At 67.8% G+C, this 21,293-nt stretch carries 18 protein-coding genes and 1 pseudogene; 14 read left to right on the top strand and 5 right to left on the bottom strand.

Annotated features, from left to right (window positions below; genetic code table 11):
* The first annotated feature begins 87 nt into the window (after window positions 1–87).
* The 4 genes from hisS (at window position 88) to ACZ5PO_RS20600 (ending at window position 4,478) form a co-directional block, all read left to right on the top strand.
* Window positions 88–1,557, top strand: coding sequence for a histidine--tRNA ligase (gene hisS / locus ACZ5PO_RS20615; RefSeq protein ID WP_464183550.1), 1,470 nt, complete (start codon window positions 88–90; stop codon window positions 1,555–1,557).
* Window positions 1,558–1,656: 99 nt separating this feature from the next.
* Window positions 1,657–2,778 carry an ATP phosphoribosyltransferase regulatory subunit gene (locus ACZ5PO_RS20610; RefSeq protein ID WP_464183549.1) on the top strand — a complete coding sequence of 374 codons (1,122 nt, stop codon included), beginning with the start codon at window positions 1,657–1,659 and terminating at the stop codon, window positions 2,776–2,778.
* Window positions 2,775–3,767: an ATP phosphoribosyltransferase gene (gene hisG / locus ACZ5PO_RS20605; RefSeq protein ID WP_464183548.1), complete on the top strand. Its 993-nt coding sequence runs from the start codon at window positions 2,775–2,777 to the stop codon at window positions 3,765–3,767. Before ACZ5PO_RS20610 ends, hisG begins: the two co-directional genes overlap by 4 nt.
* Before the next feature lie 261 nt (window positions 3,768–4,028).
* The gene (locus ACZ5PO_RS20600; RefSeq protein WP_464183547.1) at window positions 4,029–4,478 is read left to right on the top strand and encodes an META domain-containing protein; all 450 of its coding nucleotides are present in this window, start codon (window positions 4,029–4,031) and stop codon (window positions 4,476–4,478) included.
* Window positions 4,479–4,493: 15 nt separating this feature from the next.
* Here the strand turns inward: ACZ5PO_RS20600 and ACZ5PO_RS20595 are convergent, their stop codons facing one another.
* Window positions 4,494–5,834 carry a chloride channel protein gene (locus ACZ5PO_RS20595; RefSeq protein ID WP_464183545.1) on the bottom strand — a complete coding sequence of 447 codons (1,341 nt, stop codon included), beginning with the start codon at window positions 5,832–5,834 and terminating at the stop codon, window positions 4,494–4,496.
* 136 nt (window positions 5,835–5,970) lie between these two features.
* Complete coding sequence (locus ACZ5PO_RS20590) at window positions 5,971–7,758, bottom strand: ABC transporter ATP-binding protein/permease (RefSeq protein WP_464183544.1); 1,788 nt, start codon at window positions 7,756–7,758, stop codon at window positions 5,971–5,973.
* A gap of 756 nt (window positions 7,759–8,514) precedes the next feature.
* Between ACZ5PO_RS20590 and ACZ5PO_RS20585 the strand changes: the two genes are divergently transcribed.
* Entirely contained in the window at window positions 8,515–9,072 is a 558-nt protein-coding gene (locus tag ACZ5PO_RS20585; protein ID WP_464183541.1) for a 2OG-Fe(II) oxygenase, read from the top strand.
* Between the two features lie 532 nt (window positions 9,073–9,604).
* Here the strand turns inward: ACZ5PO_RS20585 and groL are convergent.
* The gene (gene groL / locus ACZ5PO_RS20580) at window positions 9,605–11,242 is read right to left on the bottom strand and encodes a chaperonin GroEL (protein WP_464183539.1); all 1,638 of its coding nucleotides are present in this window, start codon (window positions 11,240–11,242) and stop codon (window positions 9,605–9,607) included.
* A 48-nt stretch (window positions 11,243–11,290) separates the two neighbouring features.
* Window positions 11,291–11,581 (bottom strand): co-chaperone GroES, encoded by a 291-nt coding sequence (gene groES / locus ACZ5PO_RS20575; protein WP_464183537.1) that lies wholly within the window; start codon window positions 11,579–11,581, stop codon window positions 11,291–11,293.
* A 276-nt stretch (window positions 11,582–11,857) separates the two neighbouring features.
* Here groES and ACZ5PO_RS20570 point away from each other — a divergent pair, with 276 nt between their 5' ends.
* Both ACZ5PO_RS20570 and ACZ5PO_RS20565 read left to right on the top strand, forming a co-directional pair.
* A complete protein-coding gene (locus ACZ5PO_RS20570) occupies window positions 11,858–12,346 on the top strand; it encodes a MarR family winged helix-turn-helix transcriptional regulator (RefSeq protein WP_464183535.1) in 489 nt (162 codons plus the stop codon).
* Window positions 12,347–12,515: 169 nt separating this feature from the next.
* Complete coding sequence (locus ACZ5PO_RS20565; protein WP_464183534.1) at window positions 12,516–13,298, top strand: L,D-transpeptidase; 783 nt, start codon at window positions 12,516–12,518, stop codon at window positions 13,296–13,298.
* 57 nt (window positions 13,299–13,355) lie between these two features.
* Here ACZ5PO_RS20565 and ACZ5PO_RS20560 read toward each other — a convergent pair whose 3' ends face one another.
* On the bottom strand, window positions 13,356–14,189 hold the full coding sequence (locus tag ACZ5PO_RS20560; protein ID WP_464183532.1) for a DUF2076 domain-containing protein: 834 nt from the start codon (window positions 14,187–14,189) through the stop codon (window positions 13,356–13,358).
* A gap of 854 nt (window positions 14,190–15,043) precedes the next feature.
* Here ACZ5PO_RS20560 and ACZ5PO_RS20555 point away from each other — a divergent pair.
* From ACZ5PO_RS20555 to ACZ5PO_RS20525, 7 genes and pseudogenes are all read left to right on the top strand, one after another.
* Window positions 15,044–15,835, top strand: a complete 792-nt coding sequence (locus tag ACZ5PO_RS20555; protein ID WP_464183531.1) for a hypothetical protein — start codon at window positions 15,044–15,046, stop codon at window positions 15,833–15,835.
* Between the two features lie 418 nt (window positions 15,836–16,253).
* Window positions 16,254–16,646 carry a c-type cytochrome gene (locus ACZ5PO_RS20550; protein WP_464183529.1) on the top strand — a complete coding sequence of 131 codons (393 nt, stop codon included), beginning with the start codon at window positions 16,254–16,256 and terminating at the stop codon, window positions 16,644–16,646.
* Window positions 16,647–16,849: 203 nt separating this feature from the next.
* Window positions 16,850–17,626 (top strand): (Fe-S)-binding protein, encoded by a 777-nt coding sequence (locus tag ACZ5PO_RS20545; RefSeq protein ID WP_464183528.1) that lies wholly within the window; start codon window positions 16,850–16,852, stop codon window positions 17,624–17,626.
* Between the two features lie 58 nt (window positions 17,627–17,684).
* Window positions 17,685–19,115, top strand: a complete 1,431-nt coding sequence (locus ACZ5PO_RS20540; RefSeq protein ID WP_464183526.1) for a LutB/LldF family L-lactate oxidation iron-sulfur protein — start codon at window positions 17,685–17,687, stop codon at window positions 19,113–19,115.
* Window positions 19,116–19,233: 118 nt separating this feature from the next.
* On the top strand, window positions 19,234–19,920 hold the full coding sequence (locus ACZ5PO_RS20535) for a LutC/YkgG family protein (RefSeq protein WP_464183525.1): 687 nt from the start codon (window positions 19,234–19,236) through the stop codon (window positions 19,918–19,920).
* Window positions 19,921–20,087: 167 nt separating this feature from the next.
* Window positions 20,088–20,273, top strand: a complete 186-nt coding sequence (locus tag ACZ5PO_RS20530) for a hypothetical protein (RefSeq protein ID WP_464183523.1) — start codon at window positions 20,088–20,090, stop codon at window positions 20,271–20,273.
* A 279-nt stretch (window positions 20,274–20,552) separates the two neighbouring features.
* A pseudogene (locus ACZ5PO_RS20525) lies at window positions 20,553–20,963 on the top strand (Ros/MucR family transcriptional regulator); the annotation flags it as partial.
* Window positions 20,964–21,293: the final 330 nt, after the last annotated feature.

Here is a 21,293-nt window from a genome sequence, read left to right as displayed (position 1 = left end):
GCCGCGAGCCGGCGCGTGGAGGCCATCCCGTAGACTCATGGCCGCTGGCGCTGTTGCCCGGCGCCGGCCGAAGCGCTAATCGGGCGCATGTCTAGCACCCGACCCGACAAGCCCAAGGCGCGCCTGGCGCGCGGCTTCGCCGACCGCGGCCCGGCGGAGATCGCCGCGACCGAGACAATGCTCGCCAAGATCCGCGAGATCTACGCCCTCTACGGCTTCGATCCGGTCGAAACGCCGTTCGTCGAGTACACCGACGCGCTCGGCAAGTTCCTCCCGGACCTCGACCGGCCGAACGAGGGTGTATTCTCGTTCCAGGACGACGACGAGCAGTGGCTGTCGCTGCGCTATGACCTCACCGCGCCGCTCGCCCGCTATGTGGCCGAGAATTTCGACGCGCTGCCCAAGCCGTTCCGCAGCTACCGTGGCGGCTGGGTGTTCCGCAACGAGAAGCCCGGCCCCGGCCGCTTCCGTCAGTTCATGCAGTTCGACGCCGACATCGTCGGCTCGGCCTCGGTCGCGGCCGACGCGGAGGTCTGCATGATGGCGGCCGACACGCTGGAGGCCCTCGGCATCGCCCGCGGCGACTACGTCATCAAGGTCAACAACCGCAAGGTCCTGGACGGGGTGATGGAGGCCATCGGGCTCGGCGGCGATGACAACGCCGGGCGGCGGCTCACCGTGCTGCGGGCCATCGACAAGCTGGACCGGCTCGGAGTCGACGGCGTGCGTGCACTGCTGGGGCCTGGACGCAAGGACGAGAGTGGCGATTTCACCAAAGGGGCCGGGCTCGACGCGGCCCAGATCGAGACTGTCGTCGGGCTGTCTCAGGTCGGTGGCAGCGTCGCCGACATCTGCGCGAAACTCACCGCGATGGACGACGCGGGCGGCCGGGAGCTGTCCGAGATCGCCCGCCTGATCGAAGCGGCGGGTTACGCGGATCGCGTCCGCATCGACCCGTCCGTCGTGCGTGGCCTCGAATACTACACGGGCCCGGTCTACGAAGCCGAGCTCACCTTCCAGGTCACGGACGAGGACGGCCGCCCGGTGCGCTTCGGCTCGGTCGGCGGCGGTGGCCGCTACGACGGCCTCGTCGGGCGCTTCCGCGGCGACGAGGTGCCGGCGACCGGCTTCTCCATCGGCGTGTCCCGGCTGACGGCGGCGCTTCAGGCGATCAAGAGCCCGCTCGTCACCGGCGCGGCGGCGACCGGCCCCGTGGTGGTGCTGGTGCTCGACCGTGAGCGCATGGGCGATTACCAGCGCATGGTCGGCGCGCTGCGCGGTGCCGGCATCCGGGCCGAGGCCTATCTCGGCGCCTCCGGCATGCAGGCCCAGATCAAGTACGCCGACCGGCGCGCCAGCCCCTGCGTGGTGATCCAGGGCTCCAACGAGAAGGAGAAGGGCGAGGTCACCCTCAAGGACCTCAAGCTCGGCGCCGAGATCCGCGCCATCAAGGACCGCGAGGCCTACCTGGCCAAGCAGGCGGAGGCACAGTTCTCCGTGCCGGAGACGGGGCTGGTGGAGGCGGTGAAGACGGTGCTTACCCGCCACCGCGGCTGATCGCCCGTTCACCCTGCTTCCGCAAAGGCGTCGCCCACGCCGCGCAACGCTGATAGATAGCGCCCCAAGCGCCTTGACGCCCCGACCCAGGACGTGACGATGTCGACCCGACCCACCGACGAGCTGCTGGCGCTGTTCGCGCGCGCCGGCTACAGCCGCGTCGAGCCGCCCATCCTGCAGCCCGTCGACGCCTTCCTCGACCTGTCGGGCGAGGACATCCGCCGCCGCCTGTTCGTGACCAGCAGCGGCGACGGCGACGAGCTGTGCCTGCGGCCGGAGTACACGATTCCGGTCTGCCGCTTCGTGCTCGGCTCGGGAGCCGCCGGCGGCAAGGTCGCCCATTCCTATCTCGGCCCGGTTTTCCGGCTGCGCGCCGGCGAGAGCGGCGAGTTTCTGCAGGCCGGCATCGAATCGTTCGGCCGCGCGGACCGGGAAGCTGCCGACGCGGAGGTGATCGGCCTGGCGCTGGAGGCGTGCGCGCAGCTCGGCCTCGCCGAGCCCCATATCGTCCTGGGTGACATGGCGCTCATCACCGGCCTCCTCGACGCGCTCGGGCTCGATGCGCCGACCAAGCGGCGGCTGCTGCGCGGCGTCACCGCCGGCCGCGGCATCGCCGCCCTGGAGGCGGAGGGCAACGGCGGCAACGGCGCCGATTACGCAGGCCTGCTGGCTGCGATCGAGGGGCAGGATCCCAAGGCGGCGCGCGCCTTCGTCGAGGACGTGCTCACCATCGCCGGCATCAGCACCGTCGGCGGGCGCACGGCCGGCGAGATCGCCGACCGCTTCCTCGCCCGCGCCGCCCGGCGCGCCGATGCGCCGGCGGGCGAGGCCAAGACGATCCTGGAACGCTACCTCGCCGTGGGCGGGGATCCCGATACGGCGGCGATCGAGATCCGCAAGCTCGCGGCCGACGCCGGGCTCGATATCGAGCGCGCCGTCGACGCCTTCGAGGCCCGGACCGGCTTCATGGCAGCGCGCGGCATCGCGGTCGAGCGCATCGCCTTCTCGGCCGAGTTCGCCCGCAACCTCGACTATTATACCGGCTTCATCTTCGAGCTGACGGACCCGCGCCGGCCGGAGTGGCGGCCGGTGGCGGCCGGTGGCCGCTACGACGGGCTGCTCGAGCATCTGGGCGCCGCCAGCGCCGTCCCGGCGGTCGGCTGCGCGCTCTGGCTCGACCGGCTCGGCACCGCAGAAACCGGCAAGGGAGCCGTCGCATGACCGGTCCGGAAGCCGCAGCCCCCCTCGTCATCGCCGTGCCGTCCAAGGGGCGGCTGCAGGAGAATGCCGCCGCGTTCTTCGCCCGCGCCGGCCTCGATCTGGTGCAGTCCCGGGGCGCGCGCGACTACCGCGGTTCCATCCGCGGCCTGGCCGACGTGGACGTGCTGTTCCTGTCGGCGTCGGAGATCGTCGCGCAGCTGGCATCCGGAGGCGCGCACCTGGGAATCACCGGCGAGGACCTGGTGCGCGAGAACGTGCTCGACGCCGACGCGGCGGTGGAGCTGTTGACCCCGCTCGGCTTCGGCCACGCCAACGTCGTGGTCGCCGTGCCCCAGGCCTGGATCGACGTGCGCACCATGGCCGACCTCGACGACGTGGCCTCGGCCATGCGCGTGCGCCACGGCGCCAGGCTCCGCGTCGCGACCAAATACATCAATCTGACGCGGCGCTTCTTCGCCGAGCACGGCATCGCCGACTACCGCATCGTCGAGAGCCCGGGCGCCACGGAAGGCGCGCCGGCCGCCGGCGCCGCCGAGATCATCGTCGACATCACCACGACCGGCACGACGCTTGCCGCCAACGCCCTCAAGGTGCTCGACGACGGCACCATGCTGCGCTCGGAAGCGAACCTCGTCGCCGCGATGCGCGCCTCTTGGAGCGCTCGCACCCGGGAGGTGGCGCGCATCATCCTCACCCGCATCGCGGCGGAGGAACTGGCCCGCACGCACCGGGAAGTGCAGGCCCTGGTGGCGGAGCCGGGCGATGCCTTGATCGACGAGCTGGAGCAGGCGTTCGCTGCATACCTGCCGCACGGGCGGCCCGCCCCCGGCGCGCCGCTCGTCGTCATGTGTCCGGCCAAGGCGGTCTTCGGTCTCGTCGAGCGCCTGTCCCGCGCCGGCGCCGACCATATCGGCGTGCGGCGGCTCGACTACGCGTTCCGTAAAGGAAATCCGCTCGCCGACCGGCTCCTCGCCAGAATCGGCGGGTGAGCCGTCAGCTGGCGTCATTGGCATCGCCGATAAAACCGGTCTGATGTCACAGGATTGCCACGTCTCCGGTGCAACCGCTTGCAAGTCACGCATTTGCCGTGCACGGAGAGCCTATGCGCCGCGGCGCGCCTCTCCCGCGTGAGGCGCAACGCCGCCGACGGCTGCCATCGTGTTCGGAGCCGCGCACGGAGCGGTCTCGCCCCGGCCCGGCCACCTGAGGAGTTTAGACCGGTGAAGATTGTTCGTGTTGCTGTAGCGACAATGGCTACTCTTTGCCTCGCCGGCCAGATGGCCGACCCCGCCCTCGCGCAGTTCCGGAAGAAGGGCGGCAACCAGACGCCCCAGCAGGGCGAGGCGCTCCCGAACAAGCCGAACGACAAGACCTTTCCGCTCGGCAAGTCGTGGCTCGCCGTCAGCCTGAACGGCAAGCCGTTCGGCAGGGACCGCCCGGCCTTCATCCTCGACCAGCAGTTCCGGGCGCGCGGCTTTGCCGGCTGCAACACCTACTCGGCGGTGGCTTTCCCACTGCGCGAGCAGGGCATCGCGGTCGGCCCGCTGGCGCTCACGCGGCGCTCCTGCGACAAGGATACGATGGCGAGCGAAAGCGCCTTCCTGGCGGCGCTGCGCTATTCGCAGAAATGGGACATGGTCGGCGGCCAGCTGGTGGTGAAGGGTCCCTCCGGCGAGATCCGCTTCGATCGCTCCATCTGATCGGGAAGGCCCCCGTCACGGCACGGTGCTGCGCGCGTCGAGCGAGCGCACGTCCGCCGGGCGGCGCGGCTTCTTGTCGTCGAACTCGGTCGCCAGCGCGTGGTAGAGCGGGTCGGCCGAGATCAGCCGTGATACCCCCGCGGCGATCAACGCGGTCACCATGACAGGCACGACCATGCGGTTGTCGTCGGTCATCTCGATGACGATGACGAAGGCCGTCAGCGGCGCCTGCACCACCCCCGCGAAGTAACCGACCATGGCGAGCAGCGCCAGCATCGGCAGCGGCACGTCGGGCAGCAGCGGCGTCAGCACCGCGCCGAGGCCGGCGCCGACCGCCAGCGACGGCGAGAACAGGCCGCCGGCGATGCCGCACACCGACGACAGCAGCGTCGTCACCAGCTTGACGAACGGATACCACCAGGGGATGGCCTCCCCGCCCTCGAACAGCGCGCGGGTCGGCGCATAGCCGGTGCCGGCGGCATAATCGCCGGTGGCATACGCCAGCGCCGCCACGATGAGGCCGCAGCCGAGCGCGAACAGCACCGGCCAGCGCTTCAGCCGCACGACGAGCGGAATCTGGCGGAGGGTCATGGCGATCACCAGCCGGCTGAATATACCACCGAAGACGCCGCCGACGATGGCGCACAGCGGCACCGCCAGCCACTGCCGGGGCGTCGTCAGGCGCTCGGTCACGCGCCCAAAGTAGTTGTAGTCGCCGACGAGCATGATGGTCACCAGGCCGGAGACGGCGACGGCGGCGATGATGAAGCCAGTTATGCGCTTGTCGAAGGCCTTGGCCATCTCCTCGATGGCGAAGAGGACGCCGGCGAGCGGCGTGTTGAAGGCCGCAGCGACGCCGGCGCCGGCGCCGGCGAGCACCAGGCCGCGCTGGCGTCCCAGCCCGGCGAAGCTCGCCGTGAACAGCATGACGCTCGCGCCGATCTGCACCGTCGGTCCCTCGCGGCCGACCGAGGCGCCGGCGGCCAGCGCCGCCAGCGTGAGCAGGATCTTGCCGAGCACGACGCGGCCGCCCAGCAGGGTGGCGCGATGGGCCTCGTCGTCGGTGTGCCGGGCGGCGATGGCCTGCGGAATGCCGCTGCCCTGGGCGTTGGGAAACAGCTTGAGGATCGCCAGCGCGCAGAGCGCATACGTGAGCGGCGTGATGACGAAGCGCGCCCAGGTGGGCAGCACCTTCGTCCAATGGCTGTAGAGATCGCTCGCCTGATCCGAGGCCAACGCAAAGCCGACGCCCAGGAGCGCGACCGCCAGGGCGCCGGCGAAGAACACCAGGCGCCTGGCCCATAGACGTCGGGACAGGAGAACGGTGCGTTGGCGGCGGAAGGCACGGGACTGCATTGGCGAAGGCACGCGGTGTGAGAGGGGCGCAGGGAAGCGCCCCTCGCCGAGGTGCGGACCGCTCCCGGGAGGCGCTGCCTTCCGCTTAGCGTCCCGGCCGCCCCCTGTCACCCGAATGCATGGAACGCAGCCCGGCTCAGGCCACGACGGCGCTCACGTCGCGCGGCACGAACACGCCGGTGTCGTCCGCCTCCATGTCGATCTGCCGTCCATGGAAGGCTCGCAGGGTCGAGCGATGGCCGATCGAGACGACGGTGGTGCCCGGCAGGTGCTCGCCGATCAATCGATAGATCATCTCCTCCAGGCCCTCGTCGAGCGCCGCCGTCGCTTCGTCGAGGAACAGCCAGTCGGGCCGCGCGAGCAGCGCGCGCGCCACGGCGAGGCGCTGCTGCTCGCCGAGGGACAGGGTCTGGGCCCAATGCGCCTCCTCGTCCAGGCGGCCGACGAGATGGCGCAGGTGGGCGATGCCGAGGGCCTCGCGAAGGCGTCCGTCGTCGAAGGCGTCGCTCTCGGCGGGGTAGGCCACGGCGCCGCGCAGCGGCCCCATCGGGATGTAGGGCCGCTGCGGCAGCAGCAGCAGGCTGCGGCCCTCCGGCAGCCGCACCTGGCCCTCGCCGAACGGCCAGATGCCGGCGACGGCTCGGAACAGGGTGGACTTGCCCGAGCCCGACGGGCCGGTGAGCAAGGTGGTCTCGCCCGGCTCGAGGCGCAGGCCCGGCACGCGCACGATGGCCGTGCCCGACGGTAACCGCAGCTCCAGATCCTCGACCTCGAGCCGCTGTTGCGCCGCCGTCTGCCGCACGATCCGCGGCTCCTGGCGGTGCAGGGCGAGCACGCGGTTGAGCGAGGCGTCGAAGGTGTTCAGCCGGTCGACGACCGCCTTGTAGTCGGCGATGGTGGAATAGGCGCTGACGAAGAAGGACAGCGTGCTCTCCACCCGCGCAAAGGCGCCCGCAGTCTGCTGCATGCCGCCGAGCGTGATCTTGTTGGCGAAGTAGTAGGGCGCCACCAGCACGTAGGGGATGACCGCATTGGCCTGGGAATAGCCGGCGGTGAAGGCCGTCAGCTTCTTGGTGCGGCTGACGATGGCGTAGAAGTTGCCCATGACGTTGGCGAAGCGCTGGCCCAGGCGCTCCTTCTCGGCGCCCGTGCCGCCGATCAGCGCCACCTGCTCGGCATATTCGCGCAGCCGGGCCAGCGAGAAGCGGAAGTCGGCCTCGTAGTGCTGCTGCTCGAAGTTCAGCCGGATCAACGGCTTGCCGATCCTGTGCGTCAGCCAGGTGGCGAGGACCGAATAGATCAGCGCGCCCCAGACGAGAAAGCCGGGGATGCGCCAATCAGTGCCCGGCACGGTGAAGTCGGCCGACAGCTCCCACAGTACGACGGAGAACGAGAACAGCGTCGTGACCGACGACAGGATCCCGAGCGTCAGCGTCTGCGTACGCATGATGAAGCTGTCGATGTCCTCCTGGATGCGCTGGTCGGGGTTGTCGGCGCCCTGGCCGAACAGCTGCATGTGATAGTGGGCGTTGTGATCGAGCCAACGGTCGATGAAGTGGCGCGTCAGGAAGCGCCGCCAGCGGATGCGCAGGAACGATTGCAGCGCATACTGGTAGATGGCGCTGGCGATGTAGATCGCCGCCCAGAAGACGAACACGGTGAACAGCAGCGTCCAGAAGCTCGCCGCATCCTTGTTCTGGATGGCGTTGAACCAGTCGCGGCTGAAGTAGGACAGCCGCACGTTGATGGCGACCTGGGCGAACTCGATGGCCATGACGATGATCGCCAACGTCAGCCCGACGACGCGCTCCTGGGTGCGGAAGGTGCCGAACGGCCAGATGCGGATCTCGGTGGGCTCGCGCGACGCGAAATAGGGCCAGATCAGCCGCCAGATGTCAGCGAGGGCCTGCTTCAGTGCATTCATCGGGCGAGGGTTCCGGTCATGGCTCCGGCGCGGCGGGGAAGCGCCCGGCGGGCGAGGATGGCGGGAGGCGCGAACAGGATGGCAGCACCGGCAACAAGAACAAAATGCAAAGAGCGGTGAAGGCCCGCAACATGGCAGTACCGAGGCAAGCGCCGCGCCTAGTGTGGCGAATCCGAAATTCGTACCACCTTGGGGCAGCGCTGGGAGCGAGTTTTCGGCTTCCTAAGCTACACTGGCAACTCTATGATTCTAGTGTGGTTTAATGGATCTGAAGGTCCTGAACGTGGATGCCATGCGGGGAGCAGGACCTTCAGATCCACCACACTAGTTGCCCCGCCATGGCGTCCCCGCCCCCGTATATCGGGCGTTCCGGCAGCACTCGTGCGCTTGTCCACGCCGGGCCATTGGCGGTATAGCCGGTAGCAGCTATGCGGGCAGCGCGTGAGCGGCGGTCATCGACGTTACATTAGAACTCGTTGAATCTAGATCGTTTTCTTGAAACATCCGCTCACCGGCGCCATCAAAAGGCCAGGAACGTTGCCTCCATCACGCTGGTGCATCTTCCGCGAACGCCTCATCCGGGTTCGTGACAGGAATTCGCCCCCTTCGCTCCGGTCCATTCCCGTCGGCCGGCCCGATTGAAACCGGACGGCCATCGCCGCCGGGGGTCTAGAGGAGATATTTCATGGCGCTGACCTTGATCAATCCCGAGGCAATCCGCAACGCCCCCAGTCGAACGAGCCGTTTGACTACTTCTTGGGCGAGAACCTGCTGAAGGCCGAGGCCGTCGACGATCTGCGTCGGGATTTTCCGAGCATCGACAAGCCCGGCTATCTCACCGTCGACGAGGTGCAGCTCAAGGGCACCTTCAAGACGTTGATCGATGAGCTGGAGAGCGACGAGCTCACCCGGGTGATCTCGGAGAAGTGGGGCCAGGACCTGACGGCCTTCCCCCGGCTGACGACGATCATGAAGAAGTCGCAGCCCAAGTACGGCGCCATCCACACCGACGGGCCGTCGAAGGTCATGACCATGCTCGTCTACATGAACGACGCCTGGAGCACCGGCGACGGTGGCCGCCTGCGCGTGCTCTACGACGGCCAGAACTTCGAACCCTACAAGGTCGAGGTGCCGCCGGTCATGGGCACCGTCTTCGGCTTCCTGCGGTCGGACAATTCCTGGCACGGCCACAGGCCGTTCGCCGGCGAGCGCCGGGTCGTCCAGATCGCCTGGATTCGGGATGCGGACGAGCTGGAGCGCAAGAAGCGGCGCAACTCCTTCGCCCAGAAGCTGAAGGGCATCTTCGGGCGGTAGAGCCCCGGCGCCGGGTGGTGTCGGCGTCGGGCGAATCCGGCGCCCAGACCATGAGACCGAGCGACTGTCTCGTGACGGCCGCCGCGCGCGAGCGCTGCGCAACGGCGTGAGCGTGGATCTCCGGGACGAGCCGGCTGCCGGCGGCTCTACTTCAGGAAGATGTGGAGGCCGATGACCAGGCAGATCACCAGACCAAGGACGCCGGACGCAAAGATGCCGGAGATCGGGCTGTCGACGTGTTCGCTGTGATCGCTCATGGCATGGCCTGCTGGGTTCGGCACAGGGGATAGGCGGCCGTTCTTAGGCGCTTCGGCGAACCTTGGCAAACAAGCCGGGCGCCGGGCCGGCGGCATCGGCTCGGGCGCGTGTCCCCCATCGGTGTGATCAGCTGAGCGGACGGAAAGATGCGATCGGACGGCGCCGGCGCGACGCGCTCTTGAAACAAAAAGCCCCGGAGCTCGCTCCGGGGCTTTTCTTATCGGCATGATCCGGAGCCGGCGAGCCGACTCCGGACATTGCAAGCTGGAACGGCTTAGAAGTCCATGCCGCCCATGCCACCGCCGCCCGGCATCGGCGGAGGAGCGTCCTTCTTCGGCGCATCCGCCACCATGGCCTCGGTCGTGATCAGCAGCCCGGCGACCGAAGCGGCGTCCTGCAGAGCCGTGCGCACGACCTTGGCCGGGTCGACGATGCCGGCCTGCAGCATGTCGACGTACTCTTCCTTCTGCGCGTCGAAGCCGAAGGTCGGCGAGGTGTTCTCGCCGATCTTGCCGACCACGATCGAGCCTTCCACGCCCGAGTTCTCGACGATCTGACGGATCGGTGCCTCGAGCGCCTTGGCGACGATGGCGATGCCGGCGCGGATGTCGGAGTTGTCGGAGGTCAGCGCCTGCACAGCAGCCTTGGCGCGCAGCAGGGCAACGCCGCCGCCGGGCACGATGCCTTCCTCGACCGCCGCACGGGTGGCGTTGAGGGCGTCGTCGACGCGGTCCTTCTTCTCCTTCACCTCGACCTCGGTGGCGCCGCCGACGCGGATCACCGCAACGCCGCCGGCGAGCTTGGCGAGACGCTCCTGGAGCTTCTCACGATCGTAGTCCGACGTGGTCTCCTCGATCTGGGCCTTGATCTGGGCGACGCGTCCCTCGATGTCGGAACGGTTGCCGGCGCCGTCGATGATCGTGGTGTTCTCCTTCTCGATGCGGACGCGCTTGGCGCGGCCGAGCATCTGAAGGGTCACGTTCTCGAGCTTGATGCCCAGGTCTTCCGAGATGGTCTGGCCGGCGGTGAGGATGGCGATATCCTCGAGCATGGCCTTGCGGCGGTCACCGAAGCCCGGCGCCTTGACGGCCGCGACCTTGAGGCCACCACGGAGCTTGTTGACGACGAGGGTGGCGAGCGCCTCGCCTTCCACGTCCTCGGCGATGATCACCAGCGGCTTGCCGGTCTGAACGACGGCCTCGAGCACCGGCAGCATCGCCTGCAGCGACGACAGCTTCTTCTCGTGGATGAGGATGTAGGGATCCTCGAGATCGGCGACCATCTTCTCGGCGTTGGTGATGAAGTAGGGCGAGAGGTAGCCGCGGTCGAACTGCATGCCCTCGACGATCTCGACCTCGGTGTCGGCGGTCTTCGCCTCTTCCACCGTGATCACGCCCTCGTTGCCGACCTTCTGCATCGCGTTGGCGATTTCCTGGCCGATGAAGGCGTCGCCGTTGGCGGAGATGGTGCCGACCTGGGCAATCTCGGCCGAATCCTTGACCTTCTTGGCGCGGGCGGCGATGTCCTTGACGGCCGCGGTGACCGCGAGATCGATGCCGCGCTTCAGGTCCATCGGGTTCATGCCGGCGGCGACCGACTTGGCGCCTTCCTTCACGATCGCCTGAGCCAGCACGGTCGCGGTCGTGGTGCCGTCACCAGCGATGTCGTTGGTCTTCGAGGCCACTTCGCGCACCATCTGGGCGCCCATGTTCTCGAACTTGTCGGCGAGCTCGATCTCCTTGGCGACGGTGACGCCGTCCTTGGTGATGCGCGGGGCGCCGAACGACTTCTCGATGACGACGTTGCGGCCCTTGGGACCCAGCGTCACCTTCACGGCGTTGGCCAGAATATCCACGCCACGCAGCATCTTCTCGCGCGCATCGGCAGAAAACTTCACGTCTTTGGCAGCCATTGCCTACTCCAGTTCAGGAAGATTTGGGGAAACGATCGGACGCGAGGCTCAGGCCGCGATGACGCCCATGATGTCGGATTCCTTCATGATCAGGAGATCCTCGCCATCGATCTTGACCTCGGTGCCCGACCACTTGCCGAACAGCACGCGATCGCCAGCCTTGACGTCGAGGGCAACCAGCTTGCCGGCCTCGTCGCGGGCGCCGGGGCCGACGGCGACGATCTCGCCCTCTTGCGGCTTCTCCTTGGCGGTGTCGGGGATGATGATGCCCCCCTTCGTCTTCTCCTCGCTCTCGATGCGACGGACGACGACGCGATCATGCAGCGGACGGAAATTCATGGGACCCTGTCCTCTTGATGGAGCGCCGCGAGGCGCATATGTCCAGAAATCGTGCTACTAGCACTGTCCGTTGATGAGTGCTAACGGCAAGGCCGAATTAGGCATCGGCTCATGGGTTGTCAAGCGGAGCGGGCCGCGCCAGAGAAGCGGCGAACGCCTGCCAAAACGTTAACTGCCTAAAGCGATGCACGCTCTATCCCTTTTGTTTTTGCGCCAGGGACGCCTGGGGGCGTTGAGCACTTGACGGCAAAGCATTTGCATACCCATCGTCAGACAATGAGCACGACGCCCCCCGAGACGGCCGCCGAGCCTGCAGGACCGGCGACCAATGCCACGATCGCCCATCTGGGGCGCGTCTGTGCCTGCCTGCACACGCGCATGACCGCGCGGGCGCTCACCCGGGTCTACGACGAGCTCCTGCGCCCATCCGGGCTGAAGGTGACGCAACTGTCGCTGCTCGCCGCCATCGAGCAGGGCATCTGCGGCTCGATCAGCACGCTTGCCGACCGCCTGGCGTTCGAGCGCACGACGCTGACGCGCAATCTCCAGCTTTTGAAGGAGGCGGGGCTGATCGTGCCGCGCGAGGGCACCGGTCGCGCCGTGGCCTACGAGCTCAGCCCCGAAGGGCGGGCCGCCCTGGCCCGAGCCCTGCCTCTTTGGAAGAAGGCCCAGGACATGATCGAGGCGTCGGTGGGTCCGCAGGTGTGGACCGAGACGCGCGGCTCGCTGAAGGCCCTGCGCAAGGCGGCGCGGCAGGTGGCGTAGGGCTCGCCGGCCGGAACCGTAGGCGCGAGCGGGCGTTTGCCGTGCGGGTTGCGGCGCCATCGCAATTGCCCAGGTTTCGGCGCCTTTCCGAAGCATCCTGCTGGGATCCGAGGGTTCTCCTCGGGCCACATCAGCCAGACACGTCAGGAACGAGGGTCGAGACACCAAGATGACGCCCGGATCCAAGCTCGGTCTCCTGGTCCTGCTCGCGGGGCTGCCCGCGGCGCCCATAGCGGCCCAGGCGCAGTTCTGGGGCGCGCCCCCGCCCGGCGCCTACGCCGACGACGGCTCCGACTACGACCAGGCGCCCTACGGCTACGAGGAGCGGCGACGCCCGGCCAGGCCGGCGCCTCGCCACCACGGCCCCAATGCGCTGCGAGCGCTGAGCGGCGGCCCGGCCGAGACGGCGCCGCCGCTGGACGGCCAGTATATCGGCGGCGGCAGCTATGGCGGCGGCATGGCCTCGCTGCCCGACGACAGCGCCATCGAATCGACCGAGCAGGAGATCGCGCCACAGTTCCGCCGCCAGACCGTCGCGTATTCCGGCAATCACGCTCCCGGCACCATCGTGATCGATACGCGGCGGAAGTATCTCTACCTGGTCCAGGGAGGCGGCACGGCGGTGCGCTACGGCATCGGCGTCGGCCGCGAGGGTTTCCAGTGGCATGGGGTCCAGAGCATCAGCGCCAAGCGCGAATGGCCGGACTGGCGCCCGCCCGCCGAGATGCGCAAGCGCCGTCCCGATCTGCCGGTGCACATGGAAGGCGGCCCGGAGAACCCGCTCGGCGCCCGCGCCATGTATCTCGGCTCGTCGCTCTACCGCATTCACGGCACGAACGAGCCCAATACGATCGGCCACAACGTCTCGTCGGGGTGCATCCGCCTGACCAACGAAGACGTGGTGGATCTCTATTCGCGCGTCGGCGTCGGGACACGCGTCGTCGTCATGTGACGGCGTCGTAGGGGCCGTCTCCCGCCCGGCTGACCCGAGCGGGAGGGAGGCGCGGCGTCAGACCCAGTCGTCGCCGCCGCCGTCGCCACCGCCGAAATCGCTGTCGTCCAGCGATGCATCCTGGATGTTCGGATCGCCGAAATCCGAGTCCTGCAGCTGGGCCGCGTCGTTGGACGACGTCGAGGCGGTTTGCGCCGGGTTGCCGAAATTGCCCAGGGTCGAGCCTTCAGCCGCCTGAGCGCTCGAGCCGCCGCCGAACATCCCCTTCGCTGCGTCGAACAGCAGCGCGCCGCCCGCGACGCCGGCCGCCGTCGTCAGCGCCCCACGCAGGAAGCCACCGCCGCCCCCGCCGCCAAACATGCCGGGCGCCTGCCCGCCGCCGCCCCAAGGGCCGCCCTGCGGACCTTGGGGACCCTGCGCCGCACCGCCCCAAGGGCCTTGTGCCGGCGGCCGCTGATAGCCCTGGTTGGCGTAGCCCGGCTGCTGCGCATAACCGGGCTGCTGGTAGCCTGGAGCGGACTGCTGGTAACCAGGCTGTCCGTAGCCTTGCTGGCCACCTGCCGGAGGCACGCTGGTCCGCTGCGCCGGCGGAACATCCGGCCGGCCGCCGCCGAACAAGCCGGAGAGAAAGCCGCCGGATTGCTGCGGCTGGGCTGCCAGCTGCTGCTCGAGATCGCGCACGCGGGCTTCCAGCGCCTGGCTGCGCTCGCTCAGCTCGCGCACTGCGTGCTCCTGAACATAGACGGCCTGCGCCATGGCGTAGGGAGCATAGGGCTGCTTCGCCACCAGCTCGCCAATGTAGCGCTCGGCCTCCGGATCACGCGGGCTGTTTTCCGCCTGCTTGAGGCGGTCAAAGATCCCGGTGATCACCTCGCGTTCCTGCGGATTCATCGTACGCTCTCCCTCATCATGTTTGGCCGTACGTCCCCAACGCTCCGACGCAAACACCCACTAGATGGGGGTGACCGGCGTATTTGCCAGCCGCGGCGAAAGCGCCGCCTCGGACGGGTCGTCGAGACCGGCGGCAGACAGCGCGATCGGCCGTGCCTCGACGCGCGTTCGGCGCACTCGGCTTGGCGCACTCGGCTTGATGAATTGGCTTGATGAAATTGACCGGCGACGGCCGACGGTCGGACGCGCGCAACGATTCGGCAATCGACGGCAACGACTCAGACGGCCCGATTGGCTCCGGCGTCGATCGAATCGTCTGGCAAACCGCCCCACCCGCAAGATGCCCGCCAGCCCGTGACGGCGCGGCAGCGCTCGGGCGAGACATGCCCGAATTCTGCGGTTGGCCGGAACATTCGATAAAAAACATGGGCGGCCGCGCGGACACGGGATTAATACCTCTGGATCAATCCAGCTCTACGTGAAGCTGTATAACCTCATAGGCATCGGCCTTTTCGGCAGCATTATAGGGCGTATGACTTTCAATCCTTTTCTGTCGGCGCTCGGCACAATCCGAACACCGATCTATACTAAAACATGCGGGGGCAACAGATCCTGCCGCTCAGCACGACGGCGATGACACGTCGGTCTGGGAGTAAGTCATTTGGAAACACTTCGTAAACCATGCTAACCTATTCTCGAAGCGCACGAATACGAAACCGCTTGAAAGTGGAGAGGCCTTTCGTAAGCGCTTCGTGGCACGCGTCTGACCCGGCGAACGGGACACTGGCTTGGTCGGGAAGGGCAACCGCAAGCCAATAGATCATCTCCCCCACAGGCGAACGGAGTTCAGCAACATGGGAAAAGGAAGCGAGAAGGCGGCTGGCAAGAAGGCTGCCGCAAAGGACGCGACCCTCACCTCAACAGCTGCAGAGAAGAAGTCCACCAAAGCGACTAAGAGCGTGAAGGATAGCAAGCCCGCGGTCGCGAAAACCGCGAAGTCTCCCGAGAAGAAGGCGGCCAAGCCAAAGGAAACCAAGGCTGCCGTCGCCAAGGTTGCGGTCGCCAAGCCTGCAGTTGCCAAGCCTGCAGTTGCCAAGCCTACAGTCGCCAAGCCTGCTGCCAGCAAGGCCCCGGCCGCCAAGACCTCCGAGACCAAGACCTCCGAGGCCAAAACCTCTGCGGCCAAGACGTCCGCAACAAAGACGTCCGCAGCAAAGACGGCGGCACCGAAGACCTCCGCTGCCAAGCCTGCCGCTGCCAAGCCTGCCGCAGCCAAGGCGCCGACCAAGGCCACAGCAGCGAAGGCCGCAGCAGCGAAGGCCCCGGCCAAGCCGGCCGCGAAAGCTGCCCCCAAGGCGGCTGCGAAAGCTGCCCCGAAGGCTGCACCCAAGGCCGCGGAAAAGGCTCCGGCGAAGCCCGCGGCCAAGGCAGCGGCGGCAAGTTCTGCGAAGAGCGTGAGCGCGCCCGCCAAGGCACCGAAGACGGCTGCACCGAAGGCGGCGGCGCCGAAGGCGAGCGCTCCGAAGGCGGCTCAAGCCAAGGCCTCGTCGGCCGAGAAGAAGCCTGCTGCCAAGAAGGCTCCGGCGCGATCCGTCTCGAGCAAGGCGAACGGCGCCGCGCCCGCGGGCGTTTCGGCCAAGAGCTAGCGCAAACGCTGGCCGGCGAATGCCTCGCCGGCCGCAGGAACGTCTTGGGGACACGGGCAGATCAGCGTTCGGAGCGCGCTGCCGCGACCTTCGGTTAGGAGCGCTGTTTCCGCTCACATGTGCGCATGTGGGCGGAAAGCGCTCTTGTCTGGCTTACACCCGCCGCAGGCCCGCTCCGGCCCCCTCGAATGCTCCCATCCGATCGGACCCGTTCATCTCACCGGGCCTCCCGCGCCGATGATGGCGGCCTGTGCGGCATGCGCATGGGCCCGGCTCGACCGCTGCGGATCAGCCGGCCGGCCGCGACAAAAGCCGCCTCGCTGGAACGTTTCCAAGATGCTAAAGGCACGCGGTCGTTCCATCGGCGGCCGTGACCGCCGCTGGCTCGAGCGTCGCGTACAGTTGGAGACCGCGCCCCATGGATCGCTTCACCGCCGCCTTTGCGCTCGTCGGCCTGCTCGTCGGCGCGAGTCCGGCCTTCGCCCAGGAGGCAACGGCAGGCGAGAAGATCTTCTTCAAGTGCAGGGCCTGTCACCAGATCGGCGAAGGCGCCCGCAATCTCGTCGGCCCCGAGCTCAACGGCCTGATCGGGCGCAAGGCCGGCAGCGCCCCCAACTACAGCTATTCTGCGGCCAACAAGGCCTCCGGCCTGACCTGGGACGAGGCCACTTTCAAGGACTACATTCGCGATCCCAAGGCGAAGATCCCAGGGACGAAAATGATCTTCGCCGGCATCAAGAACGACAAGGACATCGACGATCTGATCGCCTACCTCAAGCGGTTCGACGCCGATGGCAAGACGGGCTCGTGAACGCCCGAGCCAGTCAACGTCGAGAGCGCAGAGCCGGCAACGCCAAGCATGCCTGGAGCATTTCTCGATCAAGTGTGCTCTTCTGATCGGATAGACATGCTTCAGATTGTCTAAGCGGGAGCGCGTCTCTCCGATCGACTGAGCTCCCGTCCGATCGCGAAGCACTCGAGCGGGGCGGGCTGTGCGTGAGGTGGAGGAGTACGATGCCCAAGAGCAGCGGGCCCCGCGTCGGCCTGTTCGTCACCTGTCTCGTCGACCTGATGCGACCGTCGGTCGGCTTTGCCGCCGTCAAGCTGCTCGAGCAGGCCGGCTGCAGCGTCGAGGTGCCGAGCCAGACCTGCTGTGGACAACCGGCCTATAATTCGGGCGACCGCGCCAACGCCCGCAGCATCGCCGAGCAGATGATCCGGACCTTCTCGGGCTTCGACTACGTCGTGGCGCCGTCGGGATCGTGCGCCGGCATGATCCGCGCCCATTATCCCGAGCTGTTCGCCGATGATCCGAACTGGCTGCCCAAGGCGCGCGCGCTCGCCGCCAAGACTTGGGAACTGACCAGCTTCCTGGTCGACGTGCTCGGCGTCACCACGGTCGACGCGGAGTACCAGGGGACGGCGACCTACCACGACGCCTGTTCCGGCCTGCGCGAGCTGGGTGTCGCCGCCCAGCCCCGGCGGCTGCTCGCGTCGGTCAAGGGTCTCGAGCTCGTCGAGATGACGGATGCGGACGTCTGCTGCGGCTTCGGCGGCACGTTCGCGGTCAAGTACGGACAGATTTCCAATGCCATCGTCGGCCAGAAGACGCGCCGCGCGGTCGCGTCGGGCGCCTCCATGCTGGTCGCCGGTGATCTGGGCTGTCTCCTGAACATGGCCGGCAAGCTCTCGCGCGAGGGGCACGACATCGCCGTGCGCCACGTGGCGGAGGTGCTGGCGGGCACGACCGAGGTGCCGCCGATCGGCGCCCCCAAGCCCTCCGGGCACTGATTGCGATGCTCCGCGGCCGCCTCGCCGCCATGACTGCTATCTGAAGGTTGGGCTCCCCATGGTCGCGCCTATCACCTCCCCCGCCTTCAAGACCAACGCCAGCCAGGCGCTGCAGAACGCCCAGCTGCAGGCCGTGCTGAGCGGCATGCGCGAGGGCTTCGCGGCGCGTCGTCGGGAGGCGGCGGGGCAGCTCCCGGAGTTCGAGGCGCTGCGCGACTCCGCGCACGACATCAAGCAGCACACGCTGGCGCACCTCGACCTCTATCTGGAGCGCTATGTCGACAAGGTCACCGCGAGCGGAGGCCAGGTGCACTTCGCCCGCGACGCGGCCGAGGCGCGCGCCATCATCACCTCGCTCTGCAAGTCGCTCGACGCCCGGACGGTGACCAAAGGCAAGAGCATGATCGCCGAGGAGATCGGGCTCAACGATCACCTGGAGGCCGCCGGCATCGTGCCGGTGGAGACCGACCTCGGCGAATACATCATCCAACTTCGCCACGAGATGCCCTCGCACATCATCGGTCCGGCGCTGCACCTGAGCGCCAAGCAGATCGAAGCCGACTTTCGGCGCGTCCACACCGACCTGCCCAGGGACCGCGACCTGTCGCAACCCGTCAACCTGCTCGCCGAGGCCCGCCAGGTGCTGCGCCAGCGGTTTCTGGCGGCGGACGTCGGCATCACCGGCGCCAACTTCCTGATCGCCGAGACCGGCACCTCCGTCATCGTGACCAACGAGGGCAACGGCGATCTCACCCAGACACTGCCCAAGGCGCATATCGTGCTCGCCTCCATCGAGAAGGTCGTGCCGACGCTCGAGGACTGCGCGCAGCTGCTGCGCGTCCTGGCCCGCTCCGCCACCGGGCAGGACATCTCGGTCTACACGACGTTCTCCACCGGGCCGCGCCGCCAGGGCGATGCCGACGGCCCCGGCGCCTACCATGTCGTGCTGCTCGACAACGGCCGCTCGGCGATGCTCGGCACGGCGTTCCGCGACGTGCTCAGCTGCATCCGTTGCGGCGCCTGCATGAACCACTGTCCGATCTACGAGACCGTGGGCGGCCATGCCTACGGCTGGGTCTATCCGGGCCCGATCGGCGCCGTGCTCACGCCCTCGCTCATCGGTGTCGACAAGGCCGGGCACCTGCCGAACGCATCGACATTCTGCGGTCGCTGCGAGGAGGTGTGCCCGGTCCGCATTCCTCTGCCCAAGCTGATGCGGCATTGGCGCGAGCGCGAGTTCGAACGTCATCTGACCCCGGCGGTGACCCGCAGCGGCCTGGCCTTCTGGGCGTTCTTTGCGAAACGGCCGGCGCTCTACCGCCTGGCGTCGCGAGCGGCGATGGCGGCCTTGGGGCTTGCCGGCCGGGCGCGGGGCCGCTTCCGCCGCCTGCCCTTCGCTGGCGGATGGACCGAATACCGCGACCTTCCGGCGCCCGAAGGAGCCACCTTCCAGGCGCGCTGGCGCGCCGAGCGGGGCGGCCGCGCCTAGAGCATGATCCCCAAAAGTGGCCCCCGGTTTTTAGACAAGATCATGCTCAAAGATCATCCCGCTCCAAGCCATGGCCGACGGGCCTCGGCCCGCCCCTTCACATGACGGACACAGCCCCATGAGCAGCGGACGCGACGAGGTCCTGAGCAATATCCGGCGCTCGCTCGGGGTGAGCGGCCGCGAGGCGCCGCGGCAGGCCACCGTGGACGAACGGCTGAGGCTGGCGGCGCGTGGCGTCGTGCCGAAACGGGGCGACGTGACCGGCCCGGATCGCATCGCGCTGTTCAGGCGCTACGCCGAAGCGGTACAGGCGACCGTCACCGTCGTGCCGACGCCGGACGACGTCCCGCAGGCGGTGGCCGCTTATCTGCGTGAGCAGAATCTGCCCGCCACGCTGCGCATGGGCGACGACCCGCGACTGGCGGCCATGCCCTGGGGCGCGACGGCCCTCGGCATCAGCGTCGGGCCGAGCGCCGGAAGCGATCTCAATGCGGTGAGCCACGCCTACGCCGGGGTGGCTGAAACCGGCACGCTCGTCATGGTGTCGGGACGGGACAATCCGACGACCCTGAACTTCCTTCCGGACAATCATGTCGTCGTGCTCGACGCGGACGATCTCCTCGGACACTACGAAGATGCCTGGGCGAGGCTGCGGGCCGGCAACAGCGGCGAAATGCCGCGCACGGTCAACTGGATCACCGGCCCATCCCGCTCGGCCGACATCGAGCGCACGCTGCTGCTCGGCGCGCACGGCCCCCGCACGCTGCACATCATCGTCGTCGCCGGCTCGTCGGCCGACAGCTAAAGCGGCGGAGGCGCCAAGTCTTTTGTCGATCAGAACCGAGCGGCTTTGCATTCGGCCTCTTCCTTCACGTCCGGGAGCCTCGACCTCACCGTGAAAGCGCCAGACCTGGAGGCCCGGAACTGGGGCGCCTGACGATCTGTTCTCTTGCTATTGCAGGGAGACGGACCATGAGCACGCAATCGACCGGCCGCACAGAGGATAAACGCGAGCAGAAGGCGCTGGATAAGTCGATCGAAGACAGCTTCCCCGCCAGCGACCCGTCGTCCGTTACGCGGGCGCCGCGCGACAAGCGCCATACGGCGAAGGCGCCGCCGTCGGGCGCCGACCGCAAGACGCCGGCGCGGCCATCCTGAGCGCAGGCCTCGCCCGTGGCAGGCCTTGGACGGCCACGGCGCACGCGATCGCGCGACAGGAGACGCACGGCAGCGGCCACAGACCCGTCCGGTCTAGCCGGGCGAGAGTGCCGTAGGGCGAGAGCCTCGGTCGCTCGCCCTCGGCAGTCAACCGCGCCATGGCACCGGCCATTAACCTGCGGCACGAATCTGACAAACAAATTTGAAGTTATCTGTCCATTCAGCGTTGCAATTTTGCGAACAATGCTTAGTTTCTCGATCCGTTAGAGGATTGATTCAATGACGGACACCCCAGAACCCCAACATCTTATCGAGCTGACCGCGGAGATTGTTGCCGCATACGTGGCGAACAATCAGACCGATGGCGTCCAACTGACTCAGCTGATCGGCTCAATCCACGATACATTGGCCAGGCTGTCGACGGGTGCTGTCGAGCCGCCGGCCGAGCCGCAGGCGCCGGCCGTACCGGTCAAGAAGTCGGTCACGCCCGACCACATCGTGTGCCTGGAAGACGGCAAGAAGTTCAAGTCCCTGAAGCGGCATCTCAGGACGGCCTACGACATGACGCCCGAGCAGTATCGGGCGAAGTGGAACCTTCCGGCCGACTACCCGATGGTGGCGCCGAACTACGCGGCATCTCGCTCGGCACTGGCGAAATCCATGGGCCTTGGTCAGCAGCGCCGCCGCCGCGCCGCCGCCAACGACGCTGGACGGACGGCGAGCGCAGCCAAGTCGGCGTCGACGTCGGCGCGCAAGCGCTCCAAGCCGTCGGCCTGAGGTCGAACGTTGTCCTGAGCGTAGCCGTCCCGCAGGTCGGGACACGGGGACGCTTTGGCCTAGAGCATGGCCCGATCAGGTGAATACATCTGATCGGATGTATTTTTTGCATCTGGAGCGCTTCGCGATTGGGTGAGCCCACCCAATCGCGAAGCGCTCCGGACGTGCGTCGTCGGCCTGCGCTGAGCGTATGGCCGGCAGGCCGTCGGAACCTGCCTCGCCCCCCGTCGCCAACCTCACCTT

This window comes from Chelatococcus sp. KU-N122 (assembly GCF_055391085.1).
Note: the sequence above shows the minus strand (reverse complement) of the source record. Positions and strands in the feature narration are given on the sequence as shown.